General features: G+C 53.5%; 12 protein-coding genes. 4 read left to right on the plus strand and 8 right to left on the minus strand.

Translation table 11 applies throughout. The features are described 5' to 3' along the window. The first annotated feature begins 172 nt into the window (after positions 1 to 172). The 3 genes from NIG5292_RS12160 to NIG5292_RS12175 all read left to right on the plus strand — a co-directional run bounded on the left by NIG5292_RS12160 (position 173) and on the right by NIG5292_RS12175 (position 5,156). On the plus strand, positions 173 to 535 hold the full coding sequence (locus tag NIG5292_RS12160; protein ID WP_048599813.1) for a hypothetical protein: 363 nt from the start codon (positions 173 to 175) through the stop codon (positions 533 to 535). Positions 536 to 1,046: 511 nt separating this feature from the next. After that, positions 1,047 to 2,093, plus strand: coding sequence for an efflux RND transporter periplasmic adaptor subunit (locus NIG5292_RS12170; RefSeq protein ID WP_038003978.1), 1,047 nt, complete (start codon positions 1,047 to 1,049; stop codon positions 2,091 to 2,093). A gap of 9 nt (positions 2,094 to 2,102) precedes the next feature. Further along, a complete protein-coding gene (locus NIG5292_RS12175; protein ID WP_048599815.1) occupies positions 2,103 to 5,156 on the plus strand; it encodes an efflux RND transporter permease subunit in 3,054 nt (1,017 codons plus the stop codon). Between the two features lie 844 nt (positions 5,157 to 6,000). Here NIG5292_RS12175 and NIG5292_RS12180 read toward each other — a convergent pair. The 5 genes from NIG5292_RS12180 to NIG5292_RS12200 form a co-directional block, all read right to left on the minus strand. Continuing rightward, positions 6,001 to 7,002, minus strand: coding sequence for an endonuclease/exonuclease/phosphatase family protein (locus NIG5292_RS12180; protein ID WP_048599816.1), 1,002 nt, complete (start codon positions 7,000 to 7,002; stop codon positions 6,001 to 6,003). Next, entirely contained in the window at positions 6,990 to 8,039 is a 1,050-nt protein-coding gene (locus NIG5292_RS12185) for an ABC transporter ATP-binding protein (protein ID WP_048599817.1), read from the minus strand. Before NIG5292_RS12185 ends, NIG5292_RS12180 begins: the two co-directional genes overlap by 13 nt. Before the next feature lie 9 nt (positions 8,040 to 8,048). Beyond that, positions 8,049 to 8,900 carry an ABC transporter permease subunit gene (locus NIG5292_RS12190; protein WP_048599818.1) on the minus strand — a complete coding sequence of 284 codons (852 nt, stop codon included), beginning with the start codon at positions 8,898 to 8,900 and terminating at the stop codon, positions 8,049 to 8,051. Between the two features lie 12 nt (positions 8,901 to 8,912). Further along, the gene (locus NIG5292_RS12195) at positions 8,913 to 9,794 is read right to left on the minus strand and encodes an ABC transporter permease subunit (RefSeq protein ID WP_048599819.1); all 882 of its coding nucleotides are present in this window, start codon (positions 9,792 to 9,794) and stop codon (positions 8,913 to 8,915) included. 69 nt (positions 9,795 to 9,863) lie between these two features. After that, positions 9,864 to 11,165: an extracellular solute-binding protein gene (locus NIG5292_RS12200; protein WP_048599820.1), complete on the minus strand. Its 1,302-nt coding sequence runs from the start codon at positions 11,163 to 11,165 to the stop codon at positions 9,864 to 9,866. Between the two features lie 370 nt (positions 11,166 to 11,535). Here NIG5292_RS12200 and NIG5292_RS12205 point away from each other — a divergent pair, with 370 nt between their 5' ends. Beyond that, on the plus strand, positions 11,536 to 12,777 hold the full coding sequence (locus tag NIG5292_RS12205) for a tyrosine-type recombinase/integrase (protein WP_048599821.1): 1,242 nt from the start codon (positions 11,536 to 11,538) through the stop codon (positions 12,775 to 12,777). 136 nt (positions 12,778 to 12,913) lie between these two features. Here NIG5292_RS12205 and NIG5292_RS12210 read toward each other — a convergent pair whose 3' ends face one another. The 3 genes from NIG5292_RS12210 to NIG5292_RS12220 form a co-directional block, all read right to left on the minus strand. Further along, a complete protein-coding gene (locus tag NIG5292_RS12210; RefSeq protein ID WP_048599822.1) occupies positions 12,914 to 14,110 on the minus strand; it encodes an acyl-CoA dehydrogenase family protein in 1,197 nt (398 codons plus the stop codon). Positions 14,111 to 14,289: 179 nt separating this feature from the next. After that, entirely contained in the window at positions 14,290 to 15,321 is a 1,032-nt protein-coding gene (locus NIG5292_RS12215) for an AraC family transcriptional regulator (protein WP_048599823.1), read from the minus strand. 150 nt (positions 15,322 to 15,471) lie between these two features. Further along, complete coding sequence (locus NIG5292_RS12220) at positions 15,472 to 16,038, minus strand: tyrosine-type recombinase/integrase (RefSeq protein WP_048599824.1); 567 nt, start codon at positions 16,036 to 16,038, stop codon at positions 15,472 to 15,474. Positions 16,039 to 16,335: the final 297 nt, after the last annotated feature.

Below are 16,335 nucleotides of genomic sequence, written 5' to 3' on the forward strand. Positions count from 1 at the left end.
GGAACGGATGGCGGTATAATGCGGTTTAATCATTGCAGCGTCATTTATGACGTGTCTCATCCGAAATTCCCCCTGCAGCCGCAAAAATCTGCGCTGCGGATTTTTCTAGGGAAGTACTTATCAAGTCTGGGTGGTCTTTTACTAACCCCACTCTCTTCAACTGGGTGCGCACATGACTGACCGCGAGGAACTACGCCGACTGATAGATGTGATTGAGAAGGCTTCAGCTAGCGTTCAGCTGGATCAAGCCATTGAAGACATTAAGACTTTTGCAAACACCACAAGCTTCTTGGCCAACAAGCTTGAGACGCGCCTCAAGGGTGGACAGGTAAAGCCAAAGAAACAGCCAAAGTCACGTATTGGCAAAGCCATTGCAGCTCCACCTGTTCCAAAGTCGAATGTGCCAAGTCAACAACAGGCGGGGCCAGACGCTGCAAGTGGCGGCATGCCCACAGCCCTATCAACTGCAACATCACAGGCAGACTACGACAAGCTCAAGCCGCAAGGCGCGCAGGGACCAATATCTGGCAACTGAGTATTGTGGCGTCACACAGCGTCTGTGCGCAGGCTGTAGGGCCAAGGGTATGCTGCTTTCATGTCAGTGTAGCGAGCAACTAGGGTTATTGCGCTACGCTGCTTTTTGGATGGAAACAAACATATATTGAGTTCATGAAGACTTGTAATTTTTGGTTGAAGGTCTGGCAGAGAGGTATGCCTTAGAAGGTGACTTCTTAAACTTTTGCAAAGCGGTCGTTGGTCCAAGACGCAGCGAACGGCGAGAAAGAGTCCATTTTGACCGATGCTGCCTCAAGGACAAACGACTGTTTTGATAGAATTGTGATCAGACGGTTGTCCCAACGCGTTGCACCCGAAACAGAACCAAAGAAGTCGCCGAGCCACGCGGATCAAAAGGCATATGGCCTAAATGACACGGCTTTATCCCCAAAGCCCAAATCCATGGTTGCTGAGCTGGATTGAACTGATTAGTTTAGTTTTTGAACTCGGGAACCAAGCCCAGTCATCTGTTGCGGTATGAAAGGGTCAAAATGAAACGGTTGAAGCTGGTGGTGCAAGGTATTGCGACCGCTTTTGTCTTGGCGTTGCCACATCAAAGCGAAGCGCAGACATCCATTGTGAAAATTGAAACCGTTGAAGCCTCGGGGTCTGGTCTCAGCCGTACTTTCTTCGGCCATGTCGTCGCACGGGAAACCGTGGATTTGGCCTTTCAGGTTTCGGGGCAAATCATTGATTTCCCGGTGGATGAAGGCGCTGATGTGCCCAAAGGCGGTTTGGTTGCCAGCCTTGATCTTGTCCCGTTCGAGCTGGCCCTGGAAGAGGCCCGCCTTAATAGCGATCAGGCCAATCGCACATTGGACCGGTATCGCCAACTGGAAGGCAGCGCCGTGAGCCAGACCGCAGTTCAGGACGCCGAAACGCAAGTCGAACTAGCCAGCGTTGCGATGCGCAATGCTGAACGCGCGCTGGAACAAGCCACCTTGCACGCGCCTTTCGAGGCACTGGTCGCTTCACGTCTGGTGCCGAATTTTTCAACCACGAGCGCCGGAATGCCGGTTGTGCGGTTGCATGACATGTCCGATCTGCGGATCGAAATCGAAGTGCCCGAGACCTTGTTTCAACAAGCGGGCCGCGACCCAAACATCGAGATTTACGCCGAGTTTACGGGTAATCCGAACCGGTACCCCCTCGCGGTAAAGGAAGTGAACGCAGAAACGGCTGCGGTCGGCCAAACCTATTCAATCACGCTTGGCATGGCGCCAAAGAATGATTTGACCGTCTGGCCCGGATCGTCAGTCAAGGTCACGGCTAGCTTGTTCGCCGACGATGCCCCGATACTCGTTCCGGCGTCCGCGATTGTCATCGGCAATGACGGTAGCACCAGCGTTATGGTGTTCATTCCGACGGGCGGCATCGAGGGCACAGTCACACATACGCCCGTTGAGATTGCTGCCACCGAGAGTGGTGAGGTCGAAATCCTGTCCGGACTAGAGGTCGGGCAAGAGATTGTCGCCGTTGGCGCATCTACACTTGTCGATGGCCAAGACGTACGCCGTTTCACCGGTTTCGGGGGCTAAGGGCCGATCATGGATGTTGCTCGTTTCTCTATTGTTAATCCGATCTACACTTGGATCGTAATCCTGATGTGTCTGTTGGGTGGCATCTGGGGGTTCTCATCGCTCGGGCGGCTCGAAGACCCTGCGTTTACGATCAAAGTGGCTATTGTTGTCACACAATATCCCGGCGCCTCTGCAGAAGAAGTCGCGACGGAAGTGTCCGAGCCTATTGAATCAGCCATTCAAAAGATGGGTGAGGTCAAGCTGATCGAAACCATGAACCAACCGGCGCTGTCGTGGATCACCGTGGAGATGGAAGATCATTACGACGGCAGCGAGCTGCCAAGTATTTGGACAAAACTTCGCAATCGGGTCAGTGAGGCCGCGTTACCAAGCGGGGCAACCGCGCCCTATGTCAATGACAGTTTCGGCGATGTTTATGGACTCTACTATGCGATCACCGCGCCCGGCTTCAGTGATCGTGAAATCAATAATCTGGCTGATTTCTTACGGCGAGAGGTGCTCTCGGTTGAGGGCGTCGCCGATGCGGTGATTTCCGGCGCACCAAACGAACGCATCTATGTTGAGCCCGATCTGGCGCTGTCCACATCGCTAGGCATTCCGCCTGCCATGATGCAGGCCGCGCTGGCCAACGCCGATGAAATTGTCGAAGGCGGGTCTATTCAGGACGCCGAAGGCCGCACACTTATTCAACGCCCTGACGGGTCTGACAGTGTTTCAGCCATTGCGGCGCTTTCCGTTGGTGTTGGCGGGCAGATCGTGAACCTGTCAGATTTCGCAGATGTTTACCGTGGACGCGAAGACAACCCCGATCTGATTCTCCGCCACAATGGAGTTGAAGCGTTCAGTCTTGGCGTTGCGGGCCTTTCGACAGAAAACATCGTCGAAGTTGGCCATGCCGTCGACGCAAGACTGGAACTGCTAAAACAATCCATCCCCGTCGGTATTACGATCGAACCCATCTACCAACAACACGTCGTCGTCGAGGAAGCCTCGAACTCCTTTCTTGTGAACCTCGCCATGTCGGTAGCCATCGTGATCATCGTGCTCGCCGTTTTCATGGGTTGGCGGGCGGCTGTGGTTGTCGGGGTAACACTATTACTCACCGTCGTCGGCACTTTGTTCTTCATGGCGCTTGGCTCCATTGAAATGGAACGCATCTCGCTTGGCGCGTTGATCATCGCGATGGGGATGCTGGTGGATAACGCCATCGTCGTCGCAGAAGGCATGCAGATCAATATGCAGCGCGGCCAGACATCCCGTGAAGCCTCGACCGAGGCAGCCAGCAAGACGCAAATCCCACTTCTCGGGGCCACGGTCATCGGCATCATGGCCTTTGCCGGGATCGGCCTGAGTCCCGATGCGACGGGCGAATTCCTGTTCTCTTTATTTGCCGTCATTGCCATTTCGCTGATGTCGTCGTGGGTTCTGGCAATCACCGTTACCCCGCTGCTGGGCCACTACTTTTTCCGCCAAGGTGAAAAGGGCGCGAGCGGCGGCTACGATGGTGCCATCTTCCGCGGCTATGCCAGTCTGCTGCGTGCCAGCCTCAAACTGCGCTGGCTGGTTCTTGTCGGACTTATCGGCACGACGGTGGTTTGTTATGCCATGTTTGGCCAAATCAAGCAGCAGTTCTTTCCTGACAGCAACACGCCGCTCTATTTCGTGAACTATAAACTGCCCCAAGGCGCCGGCATCGATCAGACGTCCAGCGACATGCAAACGCTGGAGAATTGGCTGGTTGAACGCGACGACGTGATCGCCGTGACGTCCTATTCCGGTATGGGCGCGTCGCGTTTCATGCTGACTTACGACAGCGAAGACCCCAACCCCAGCTATGGCCACCTGATCGTCCGCGTCACCACGCTGGACGTGATCCAGTCCGAAATGGACGAGCTGGAGGCCTTTGCAGTGGAAGCAGTTCCGCAGGGTGAATTCCGCGTCAAACGTCTGGCATTCGGCCCCGGTGGCGGTGCCCCGATCGAAGTGCGGTTTTCCGGCGCTGATCCGGCGGTCCTGCGTGATCTGGCGGACGAAGCCGTTGAGCGGCTGAGTGCCGCGTCCCCCAACATTATATCCCCCCGTTATGACTGGCGTGAAAAAGAACTGGTGCTGCGCCCGATCTATGCCGGAGACCGTGCTCAGGAGTCCGGCATTTCACGCTCCGACATCACCAGCATCTTGCAGTTCGCCACCGAAGGCACCGCGGCTGGCGTGTTTCGTGAGGGCGACCGCCAAATCCCGATCATTCTGCGCACCGCGCCGGATGCGGGCCTGTCGCTGATGGACCACGTCATCTATTCCGAAAGCAACGATACTTTGGTGCCGATGGCGCAGGCGATCGACGGGTTCAGGTTCGAGCCGCAGGATACGTTGGTATTTCGCCGTGACCGCGCGAATGTCATCACTGTTGGTGCCGATATCCCCCGCAACCTGACGGCAGCCGGAGTTCTGGCCGAAGTGCGCGCCACCATTGAAGATATGTCCATTCCGGATGGGTATACGATGGAATGGGGGGGCGAATACGAAAGCTCAACTGATGCGCAGGCCTCTCTCGGCTCCCAGCTCCCGATGAGCATTATCATTATGGTGCTCATCACCGTTCTTCTGTTCAACGCTCTGCGTCAGCCGCTTATCATCTGGCTATTGGTGCCAATGTCGGTCAACGGGGTTAGCCTTGCACTGTTGGGCACTGGTTTGCCATTCACCTTCACCGCGCTTCTTGGCCTCTTGTCGCTGTCCGGCATGTTGATCAAAAATGGGATCGTGCTGGTCGAAGAGATCGACCTCACACGAAAGGCCGACCCCGACATGCCACTGGAAGACGCCATTGTAACCGCTTCGACATCGCGCTTGCGGCCGGTGTTTCTTGCGGCGGCAACGACGATCCTCGGCATGTTGCCGCTTCTTTGGGATGCTTTTTTCCAGTCCATGGCCGCAACCATTATGGGCGGACTAGCCTTCGCATCCCTGCTGACGATGGTTGCCGCACCGGTGCTGTATTACGTGTTCTTTAAGCGATCAAAGGGGCCCGTAGACAATTCCGCAAAAATGGTTGCGTGAACGGGTCCGGTGGTTCAGAGCAAGCGGGAGTTTGCGTGGTCGGCGGCAGGTTTATGTTTCATTTCATGACCCGGCGGCATGAGCGGTGCCAACGGCGAAAGCCAGCTTTTGCGCACCGAACGGCCGGAAAAGACAAACTTGTAATCATGCAAGGGAGCCATCGTTTTTTTGTGGACTACAGATACGACAGCTGTGGCCTGTTCGCCGAAGGTGTTATTCCGAAAACGGCCATTGGCGTACCTGCAGCGAAAGAGCGCTTTGTCCGCACTTCGGCCATAAACAATAGTCCGAGTGAACGTCCATTTTATTTAGTCCGTGTCCAGTCTTGCGTCTTTTTGAATGTTGAACAGTGTGTTAGAATCAAACTCTTAAGACTACCGTGTCCAACACAGCATTTCCGCCCTACACTTAAAATGACACCAAAAACACACTTGCGCACACACCAAAAATTTCGCCACGTAAATTATTGATTTTAAACATACAATTTACACCGCCTCCATTGAAAATCCTCGTGTCGGTGGTTCGATTCCGCCCCCGGGCACCATTTATCAAGCAATAACAATGACTTAGTCGAGCGCCATACACGCTTAAGTTGTGTTTTTCAAAAACACACCATAAACACACTTTTTGCCGTGTTGCTGAGTATTTTAGACGCTGAATCACGGTGTTGAACACAGTGTTGGCTCGTGCTGTGTTGCGGACACTGTGTTGGCGGATTTTTGGTTGAACATGGCTGGGAACACAAGGAACGTAACAGCGGGCTTTTGTGTGTATGGGTCAATACTTATTCTACCACTAAACTCTGAAATCCAAACGTCTATTTCAAAGCAGTCGTTCGCAATTTTCAGGGTAGGTCGACTGAAACAGTTGCAAATACCGCGTCGTGGTCAGATAACGGCCTCTCTGCGAGATCAGTTGACGGGAGTATACCTGTTAAGCCGCAACTTACCCCGCGACCGCAAATCCAATCCAGTTTCATCTGGCGAGTTGGGTGCGGCGTGATAAGACTTGGCCGGGTTGTCATCCCTTCAGCAGTGAAGGACCAATCGTAGCCTTGCGACACAGCGTTAGCGAAAAGCGCCTCACGGCGCCAATCGAAATCGGGCGGCATGTGGTTGCCGGTGTTCAGATCGCCACCGATCACTATGGGCAGGCCAGGGGCAAACTCATCGACGGCTGCCATCAGAATGTCAAACTGCTTCGCGCGGTGGGGACCATCTGCGTTGCTTTCAAGATGGGTGGAAACGACGCACAGCGATCCATTTGCTGTTTGAACCACGCCCGCGATTGCATTGCGTCCTCCGACACGGGGTTGGCCCGCGTCAACATCGGCGTTTTGCGTAAACCAATGGCCATGATCGTCAAGACGGATCATCGTTACCCTCTCAAATGGCACCGCACTGAGGATCGCATTGCCGTGCCAGCCGCAGGTGTTAAATTCATCTGCACAAAAGGCGCGCTCAGTCTCACCGCCAAGATCCATCTCGAAAAATTCGACCCCAAAGGCGTAGGTCATACCCAGGGCTTGCGCCATATCTGCAGTGGTGTGGCGCTGCTTTGTCCGCGCCATGCCATGGTCCATTTCGGACAAGAGAACGATTTGAGGCCCGATGTCCGATAGGTGGGCGGCGCTGTCTTCGGGGAAAAGGCATCGTTCGAGATTCCAGGCCAGGATTGGAAATGTCTCGGGGAGCTGCTCTGCGTAGGCGGCACCGCCACATTGCACAGCATTCATACCTGGCAAGCTAGCCAGCAACCCACGATGCGCAGCGCTGGTGCGCGGCGCAGCGAGGATGCGGGCGCGGTCATCGGGGCTCACCGGTTCCAATTCGCTTACGGCGAGCATGATAAACGCTGACCGTCCATTACGTTGAAAAGACAAACTGCCTCAGGCCTCACCGATAGCCTTTGCGGACCCGCTACAGCCGTGACCTCGTTGTCGATATGCACTGTCACGTTTTCATCGTTTAATGTGCCGTGCAGCAAACGATGCGCGCCAAGTTCCTCGACAATTTGAACATCCATGATAAACGGACCTGTCGCGTCGAGAACGAATGCCTCGGGGCGAATTCCCGCGGTCACAGGGCCTTGGTGCTGCGTTTGACAGATCGTCTGATCGCCGAGCTTGACCGCACCATCCACAGCCGATGCAGAAAGCAGATTCATCGGTGGTGCCCCCATAAAAGAAGCCACAAAGATTGACGCAGGGTTGTGGTACACCTCTGCTGGCGTGCCGATCTGTTCAATCCTGCCTGCATTCATGACGATGATCCTGTCGGCCATCGTCATCGCCTCAACCTGATCATGGGTCACGTAGATAGATGTGACGCCGAGGCGGCGTTGCAGGGCCTTGATTTCAATCCGCATCTGGTTGCGCAGTTTAGCGTCAAGGTTCGACAGCGGCTCATCAAACAAGAACAGTGCCGGGTCACGCACAATAGCGCGGCCCATCGCTACACGCTGGCGTTGACCGCCAGAAAGTTGGCTCGGCTTACGATCAAGGTAGTCGCCAAGGTTCAGCATCGCGGTGGCCTCATCCACTTTACGCGCGATCTCATCCTTTGAAATGCCACGGTTCTTTAAGCCGTAACCGATGTTCTTGCGTACGGTCATATGTGGGTAAAGCGCGTAGTTCTGAAACACCATCGCGATGTCACGGTCTGCTGGGTCGATGTGATTGACGACACGGCCCGCTATCTGCAACTCGCCGGCGGTGATGTCCTCTAGCCCCGCGACCATGCGCAACAGCGTGGATTTGCCACAGCCCGACGGACCGACAAGAACACAAAACTCGCCCTCCGCAATTTCAAATGTGGTGGGATGCAGCGCCTCGAACCCGTTTGGGTAGGTCTTGCCGATGTTGTTGAGTTGCACCTGTGCCATATCTTTTGCCTATTTGTCGGATTCAGTCAGGCCCTTGACGAACCAGCTTTGGAAAAAAACGACCACGAGGACGGGTGGAATGACTGCCACAAGGGCCAGAACATTGGAGCGTCCGAATTCCGGCACAACCGCACCCTCCAAGACTTGGACAATCTGCTTGATACCGCGCACCAGCGTGTACATGTCTTCATCCGTGGTGATCATGGTCGGCCAGAGGTATTGGTTCCAGCCGTAAACGAACATGATGATAAACATCGCGGCAATCATCGTTTGGCTAAGCGGCACAAGAATATCGATGAAGAATTTGACGGGGCCTGCCCCATCAATCCGCGCGGCCTCCACCAGTTCCTCGGGGACAGACCGAAAGAACTGCCGGAAGAAAAAGGTCGCGGTGGCTGACGCAATCAACGGTATGATCAGACCTTGATAGGTGTTCAGCATTCCAAGCCACTGCACCACCTCGTAGGAAGGCAGAATGCGCACCTCTAGCGGTAACAAAAGCGTTGTGAATATCAGCCAGAACGCCAGCGTGGCAAAGCGCAGACGGAAATAGACAATCGCATAGGCCGCCATCATGCCAATCACGATCTTGCCGACGGCGAAACCCATGCCAAGGATCATGCTGTTCTTTAGCATCGAAAGGCCGGTGTTCTCGCCAGAAAAACCAGAGGCCTCAAACATGGCTTTCGTGAAGTTATCATCGAACTGATCGCCGATGGTCAGCGAGGGGCCGGTCCGGATGATTTCTGTATCCGGAATCGTCGTCATCTGTAGAACCATCAACAGTGGAAGCATCATAAACAGGCTGCCCGCAATCAGGACTGCGTGATCGATTAAGGTCGAGAGCTTGGGTTTGCGCATCTTCCGTGTTCCTCAGGTGTAGTGAATGCGGCGTTCGATCAGCCGGAACTGGAATATGGTTAACGCAAGCACGAGGACCATCAAAATCACCGACTGTGCCGACGATCCACCAAGGTCATTGCCCCGAAACCCGTCCACATAGACTTTGTATACCAGCGTCATGGGGTTGTTGCCCGGCTCACCTTTCACCACCGTGTCGACGATACCGAACGTGTCGAAGAGCGAATAGGTGATATTGATAATCAACAAAAAGAAACCTGTTGGCGCGAGCAGTGGAAATGTGACGTCCCAAAACCGGCCCGAGGCGGAGCGGTTATCGATCAATGCAGCCTCTCGCACAGAGCGTGGGATCGACTGCAAACCGGAAAGGAAAAAGATGAAATTGACCGGCACTTGCTTCCAGACCGACGCGAGGACCATCGAAAAGGCTGTATCATTGAAATTCACGCCGACCATAAACCGATGACCAAAAAGGCCAAAGAATTCCGTAAGTGGCCCCCAGCTTTGGTTGAACATGATCACCGCGATAAAGCCAGCGACAGGCGGCGCAACCGCATAGACCCACATTAACAAGGTGCGGTATGTTTTCGCGCCCCGCAGGACCTTATCCGCCTTGACCGCGAGAACCAGGGCGATGGCAAGCGAGAAGAACGTCACCAACCCGGAGAAGACCACCGTGAACCAGGCAATCTTGCGGTATTCTCGACTTGAAAGGAGGTCGGCATAGTTTTCCAGACCCACAAATGTGGATCCGAAACCAAATGGATCTTGCAGGTAAAAAGAGGAGTGAATCGCAACAACCGTCGGCCAGTAAAAAAACACCGCGATGATCACAAGCTGTGGCAGCAACAATAACACAGGCAGTGATATGGTTGTGAATCCGGCGCGTTTCATCAGTGTTCCTTTTACCACAAAAGACCGGCCGCCCCTAAAGGCGACCGCTTGTTTACTTTAGAAGAGGCCTTAGCCCTGTGTCTTTGCGAAGCGCGCCAGCAGCTGGTTGGCTTCTTCTTCGATGGTTGAGAACGCGTCTTCGACAGAGGTTTCACCGGTCAGGATACGGCCATATTCACGGTTCATCACGTCGCGGATCTGGACATAAAAGCCCATGCGGTAGCCGCGCGTGTTTTCACCAGCGTCGAGCGACAGCTGCTTGATGCCAATTTCTGCCGCTGGCTGTTCCTGGTAATACCCTTCGGCAGCAGCCAATTCATACGCCGCTTCGGTGATCGGCACATAGCCTGTTTCTTTGTGCCAGAAGACCTGCGTTTCGGGTGCTGTCAGATACTCAAAGAACTTTGCGGTGGCTGCATTCTCTGCGTCGGATTTACCGGACATCGCAAACAGGGCGGCGCCGCCAATGAATGTCTGCTTTGGCTCTGTTGTGACGGCTTCCCAATACGGCAGATACGTCGCTGAAAAATCAAATCCGAGGTCCTTTTTAGATAGGCCGCCGAATGATCCCGAAGAACCAAGCCAGATCGCGACTTTGCCTTCTTCGAAAGGTGTCTGGTTGTCGCCCCAGCCAGTGCCATACCATTCGAAAAAGCCGCTTTCCTGCCACTCTGTCAGCGCTGTGAAATGCGCCTTGATCGAGTCATTGTTGACGAGGATCTCAGTTTCTAAACCGTCATATCCATTGTCGTTTGTTGCGAACGGTAGGTTGTGACGAGACATGAAGTTCTCTGTGAAGATCCATGGCAAGTGAGACTGTGCAAGCGGGATGTAGCCTGCGTTAGCAAGCGCGGGTGCCGTTGTTTCCTGGAATTCTTCCCAGGTTGCAGGCGGTGTCACGCCAGCCGCTTCCAGAGCGTCTACGTTGTAGTACATGATAGGCGAGGACGAGTTGAACGGCATGCCGATCATCTTGCCGTCACTGTCTGCAAAGAAGTAGCGGACACCCGAGATGTAGTCTTCGATCTTGAAGTCTACGCCGTTATCAGCCAGCAAATCCTGAACTGGGACTGTTGCACCTTTTGCGCCAATTACCGTCGCCGCACCAGCGTCGAAAACCTGCATGATGTGAGGCTGCTCGCCCGCGCGGAAGGCCGCGATGCCAGCCGTGAGTGTCTCCTCGTAGCTGCCCTTGAAAACGGGTGTCAACTGCACCTCGTCCTGGGACGCGTTGAAGTTTTCGGCAATCTGGTTGACCGTCTCGCCGAGGGCGCCGCCCATGGCGTGCCAAAGTTCGATTTTTGTTTCCGCAGTGGCTGCAGTCGTCAGTGCCAGCGAAGCAATGACGCTGCTCAGTGTGATACGGGGCATTCCTGTTCCTTTCAAAGATGATTGCCAATTAGGCAAAAAAACCTGGTTGGGCGGTGAAGGGGCAAGAAAACCTTATAAAACGCAGCCAGTCAGGTGGCTGAAAAGGCACCTGCAGCTAGGCCCTTGAGCCCGCCATCCCGTGTCCTCGATACGTGAAGAAGACAAAACTTACTTGACAGTTTTGTAAAGGTTCCATGACGTCGTGCATGCAAACAGATGCTGCTTTCGCGAAGCCCGAAAAGTGAACAGCCGGAAAGTCCGCGTAGCAGACCTTGATGCAGAACGCAGCGAACGTCCGCCACCAAAGAAACACACACTTTCGTAGACTTGTTGGTGCGCCCTGCCTTAGTGTTATGGCAAGGAGCGGGACATGCGGCAGCTGCGTGACGATACACATCTGATACTGGACGGCGAGGTGCGGGTGTATCGGCGCGAGCGCAGCAAGCGTTGGCAGGCTGCCTTTGTAATTGACGGCCACACAATCCGCATCAGCACGGGCAAGCGTGACTTAGCTGAGGCCAAGGAATATGCCCGCGACACGTTTTTGGAATACAAGTTCCGCCACAAAAACGATCTGCCTGTAGTCACCAAGAAGTTCTCTGATGTAGCCAAGCTGGCCATTGCAGATATGCGCAAGCAGCTGGATGCGGGTTTAGGGCGCAAAGTGTTTGCAGACTACATCGTGTGTATTGAGCGTTACCTGATCCCGTTCTTTGGTGCACAGTATGTGACCACAATTGATTATGAGAAGGTGCAGCAGTTCTACGATTGGCGGCGGGCTAAGATGGGCCGTGAGCCAAAGGCTAGTACGCTTAACACCCACAACTCGGCCATGAACCGTGTATTTGAAGAAGCAGTGGCGCGGGGATTTATCGCGCACAAGAATGTGCCACTGCTGGTGAACCGTGGCGAGAAGAGCGAGCGCCGCCCAGACTTCACCCGTGAAGAATACGCCACTCTGATCCGCAAGCTGCCCAGCTGGATTAACGCAGGCAAGTCAGGCAAACCCACAGACATGCGGCACCTTATGCGGGACTACGTGTTGATCATGGCCAATACGGGCATGCGGCATGGCACAGAGGCGCTGAACCTCAAGTGGAAGCATGTGACGCTGTTTGAGGACGGTGGTCAGCAGTACCTAGAGATGAGCGTGTCAGGCAAAACTGGGCGAAGGGATATCATCTGCAGGTCAGGCACGATCAACTATCTCAAGCGCATACACGAGCGCTCAGAGGACATACGGCACCTACCCTTTGAAGATCTACTCAAGCAGCGAGTAGATTTGCCAGTGTTCAGATTGCCCGATGGTACTGTGTCAAAGAACATCCACCAGACCTTCCGCAAGTTCCTCACAGACACAGGGCTGATCACATGCCCACGCACAGGGCAGAACAGAACCCTGTATAGCCTGCGCCACACCTATGCGACCTTTGCCCTACTCAACGATGGGATGGATATACATGCGCTTGCCGTACAGATGGGCACATCAATCGGTATGATTGAGCGGCACTACAGCCATCTTACGCCGCGCTTGAAGAAGGACATGCTTACGGGCAGGAGGTATGAGCTATCGCGGGATGAGCTTGATGCTCACACCGAAACCCGCGATTAATTAAAGGCTATAACGTTGATGGAGGCCGAGCATTTCTTGCATTGCATTGTGTGGCGAGGTCCTCTGTTCGTCAATGAAAGGTTGTTCGCAATTCCATTATGAACGACCACTTTCATTCTCAACCAATTAGGGCTGATTACTCAGCAGCAATAGCCTCTTCAGCCTCGCCAAATCCTTTGGGCACTTTTAAATCTGGCAAGCTTGCTGCACGCTTTTGCAAAGCGCGACCAATCACGACGCGACTGATCTCAGTCGTGCCATCAACAATCCGAAGCATTTGTGCTAGCCGAGACAAACGATCCAACCCATAAGGCTGCAAAAGCCCCATGCCACCTAACACTTGCGTGCATGTATTGGCAGCCTTCACCGCAGCATCGGGGATAAAGCGTTTGGCATGAGCAGCCATCAAAGGGCCCTCCGGTGTGCCAAGCGCTTCAGCGGCTTTACGATAAAGCAGCTTGGATGCCTCCAAGTCAGTTGCCACCTCGCCCAGCATCCACTGAATCCCATCAAGGTCGAGGTTGTTACCACCAAACATCTTGCGGTTCTTGGCATAGGATAGAGCAGTATCAAGAGCGGCCTGCATTAATCCACAGCACCCAGACGCAATAGACACTCGCGCAATGTCGATAGCCATAAGCGAGCCTTGTAGGCCCTGACCGATAGGAAGGATGATGTTCTCCTCGCTAACCACTACTTTGTCGAGATACATCTCAGACATGGGAAGGAAATTATAGGATGGGGTTTCATATAGAGGACCAAAGCTGATCCCTGGCGCATCTGCAGGTATAGCGATCATCGCCATGTCTTTATGGCCCGGAGCATCACTGGTTTTGACGACGGTAAAATAAATGTCCGCCTCAGTCGCCAAGCTGACCCACGCTTTTGATCCGCTAATTGTCCATGTGCCGTCACCGTTGACTGTGGCACGTGTGTACATTTTCATCGGGTCTGAGCCAGACTGAGGTTCTGTCAGTGCAAAGTTCGCCAGTTTGCGGCCCGAGGTCAAATCACGTGCCCAATTCTCCTTAAAAGCATCCGTTCCATAACCGCACCCCGCGAAGGTACAGATATTGTGCATCGACAAAGCAAAGGAATAGGCTCCGTCTCCCAGGCCAAGCTGCTCGTACACCTGAATGCCATCAGATAATGGTAAACCCTGCCCCCCAAACTCTTCAGGGGCGTAGAGTCCTGTCAGACCTGCAGCACCCGCCTTATCCGATGCGTCGCGAGGCCATGACTTTGAAGCATTCCAAGCGTCTACGTTTGGGGCGATGACATCAATGGCGTGCGTGCGCGCCGCGGCGAGAATAGCATCCAGTTTTTCTGACATATTCTTTGTCCTTTTGATAACGCGCATTGTCACAACTTGCCGGATTAGGGCAAACTCACGCAAAGTAAGAAAGTGCTACGAATGTTTCATCTTAGCCATTATTTAATAATATATTTTCCTTCAAAGAGATGTAGCCACCATCTTATGAGATGACAGAAGATTGTCAAAAAGTGACAATCTTAGTGATCTGCAGGCTTTCTGCGCCGATAAGAGCTGGGCGTGTTACCAGTCCACCTCTGGAACGCTTTGTGGAAATTGGCGGCTGATGAAAGCCCTACCTCGTGCGCAATCGCCTCAACAGAATACTGGCCCGCTTGTAAATGACGGATTGCTATGTCGCGGCGCAGGGCATCTTTGATCGCCTGAAACGTAGTACCATCAGCCTCCAATTTGCGGATCAACGTGCGTGGCGCCATGTGCATTGCACGTGATGCAGCCGTTAGGTTCGCGCTATCCCAATCAGTTTGGCTCAGATATGTACGGACACGCAAAGACTGTGTGTGCTGCTGTGACCGTGTGAAAATCCAATCACGCGGTGCATTTTCCAGAAATCGATCCAAATCTGATGAAGAGCGCGGCTGAACCGTTTCCAAAACATCCAAAGAAAAGGCAATCGAGGTCGCTGTTTGACCGAATTGCACCGCCACAGGAAAGATCACGGCGTAATCTTCTTCGAACGCTGGCCGGTCAAAAGCAAAACTAACGCGTGCAACCGGAACCTCATATCGAGCCAGCCAAGATAGCAAGCCATGGGCCAGTTTTAGGATCAACATATGGCCAAACCTTTGGGCTGCCTTTTCACCCTGGGGTTCCAACCGTAGCGTCAATGCGCCCTCAGCTTCAATCAATGCGAATTGATAGTCATCAAGTAGCAAGTTCCAGAACGTCGAAAAACGAAAAAGCGCTGAAGCCAAAGATGTCGCTTCGCGGACGGACGTCAGTAGATGTTGCAAGGCGCGTGGACGGACTGGGCGCAACCAAAGCCCCATCATTTCATCGCCAGTTTCTACTGCTGCAAGTTGGTACAGCGTCACGATTTGATCCAAAGTCGCCCGCCCTTGCGACGGCATTTGATCGTTTAGTAAGTCAGCACGCTTCAGAAGCGAGCTGTATTCAGCCTCCGTGCACAGTGAACGCAACGCTACAAGCCAATCCTCGACGAATTGACGGGATACTGTTGAATAGATGGTTGATGCTAATTCAGTGGCCATAAAAACAGGGTATCACCGAACAGTCTGGTATTGAAGATTCAGCCCTACTGGGGCTGAGGACACTTGTTTGCGTTGCATTTTTATACATTTTGGGATCACAGATGCCATTCGCCGCGAGCTGCGAAAATGCCTAACAAGAGCCGAAGGGATCTACAACAATTCCACTGCTTCACTCAACTGTTCAGCATTCACGTCAATATACCTCTGGGTAGTGCTTATATGACTATGCCCCGCCAGCTCAGCCAGTAGTCGTACTCCCACGCCTTTGTTAGCCAGTCGTGTGATGTATGTGCGTCTTCCCGAATGGCTTGAGGCATCCTTGAGCCCTACCGCTTTGTAAATGTCTAAAAACAGCTGACACATGGTGTTGGCTGAGAAGTGCCCGCCTTTTTGACTCTCAAACAATGCATGATGCGGCTTGGCTGTGCGGATTGATGCGCTGTACTCCAGCAGCGCTTTGCGTAGACGCTGGTTGAGATACACCGTACGTGTATGCCCACCTTTGCTTTGTGCTGCGCTGAGGATGAACTGTGTACGTACGTTACCTGCTTCATCAAACACATTGCCAACTGTGAGCGCTGCGATCTCCTTGGCCCGCAGCCCTGCGTAAAAGCTGACCAGTATGATCGTTTCATCACGAGTTGGATGACGCCTGCTGCGGCAGTACTGGATCACACGGCGCAGCTGCGCATCGTTCAGTGTCTGTGCTTGGCGCATGGCCCTATCTCCTCAAAACCTAATCATTTGTTAGCTTTGAGCATAAAGTCTGAGATATTGGCCTTCCTACCGGAAAGACGTCTTTCCTGAAGTCTATRYTTTACAATGACTTACGCAATAATCTCATACTATRTAWGTTCTATGAGGTTTTRRGCTSTGTSATTACGCTCAGTACAAGCCTTGCTGCTATGCTCCGCTGTCTACAACACATCCCTCCCAAAACATGGAGACAGCGGAGCTTAGCAGCGCCATTAGCACTGCGAAGCCAATAATCTGGCATTTAAATCACTTCATGCC

Origin of the sequence: Nereida ignava, assembly GCF_001049735.1 — a bacterium.
Classification (GTDB): Bacteria; Pseudomonadota; Alphaproteobacteria; order Rhodobacterales; family Rhodobacteraceae; genus Nereida; species Nereida ignava.

What these genes read in the sequence shown, in the direction of transcription:
- NIG5292_RS12180 (WP_048599816.1), bottom strand. Translation starts at nt 7,002, where the DNA reads ATGCTCGCCGTAAGCGAATTGGAACCGGTGAGCCCCGATGACCGCGCC.
- NIG5292_RS12185 (WP_048599817.1), bottom strand. Translation starts at nt 8,039, where the DNA reads ATGGCACAGGTGCAACTCAACAACATCGGCAAGACCTACCCAAACGGG.
- NIG5292_RS12220 (WP_048599824.1), bottom strand. Translation starts at nt 16,038, where the DNA reads ATGCGCCAAGCACAGACACTGAACGATGCGCAGCTGCGCCGTGTGATC.
- NIG5292_RS12170 (WP_038003978.1), top strand. Translation starts at nt 1,047, where the DNA reads ATGAAACGGTTGAAGCTGGTGGTGCAAGGTATTGCGACCGCTTTTGTC.
- NIG5292_RS12205 (WP_048599821.1), top strand. Translation starts at nt 11,536, where the DNA reads ATGCGGCAGCTGCGTGACGATACACATCTGATACTGGACGGCGAGGTG.
- NIG5292_RS12190 (WP_048599818.1), bottom strand. Translation starts at nt 8,900, where the DNA reads ATGCGCAAACCCAAGCTCTCGACCTTAATCGATCACGCAGTCCTGATT.
- NIG5292_RS12195 (WP_048599819.1), bottom strand. Translation starts at nt 9,794, where the DNA reads ATGAAACGCGCCGGATTCACAACCATATCACTGCCTGTGTTATTGTTG.
- NIG5292_RS12210 (WP_048599822.1), bottom strand. Translation starts at nt 14,110, where the DNA reads ATGTCAGAAAAACTGGATGCTATTCTCGCCGCGGCGCGCACGCACGCC.
- NIG5292_RS12200 (WP_048599820.1), bottom strand. Translation starts at nt 11,165, where the DNA reads ATGCCCCGTATCACACTGAGCAGCGTCATTGCTTCGCTGGCACTGACG.
- NIG5292_RS12175 (WP_048599815.1), top strand. Translation starts at nt 2,103, where the DNA reads ATGGATGTTGCTCGTTTCTCTATTGTTAATCCGATCTACACTTGGATC.
- NIG5292_RS12160 (WP_048599813.1), top strand. Translation starts at nt 173, where the DNA reads ATGACTGACCGCGAGGAACTACGCCGACTGATAGATGTGATTGAGAAG.
- NIG5292_RS12215 (WP_048599823.1), bottom strand. Translation starts at nt 15,321, where the DNA reads ATGGCCACTGAATTAGCATCAACCATCTATTCAACAGTATCCCGTCAA.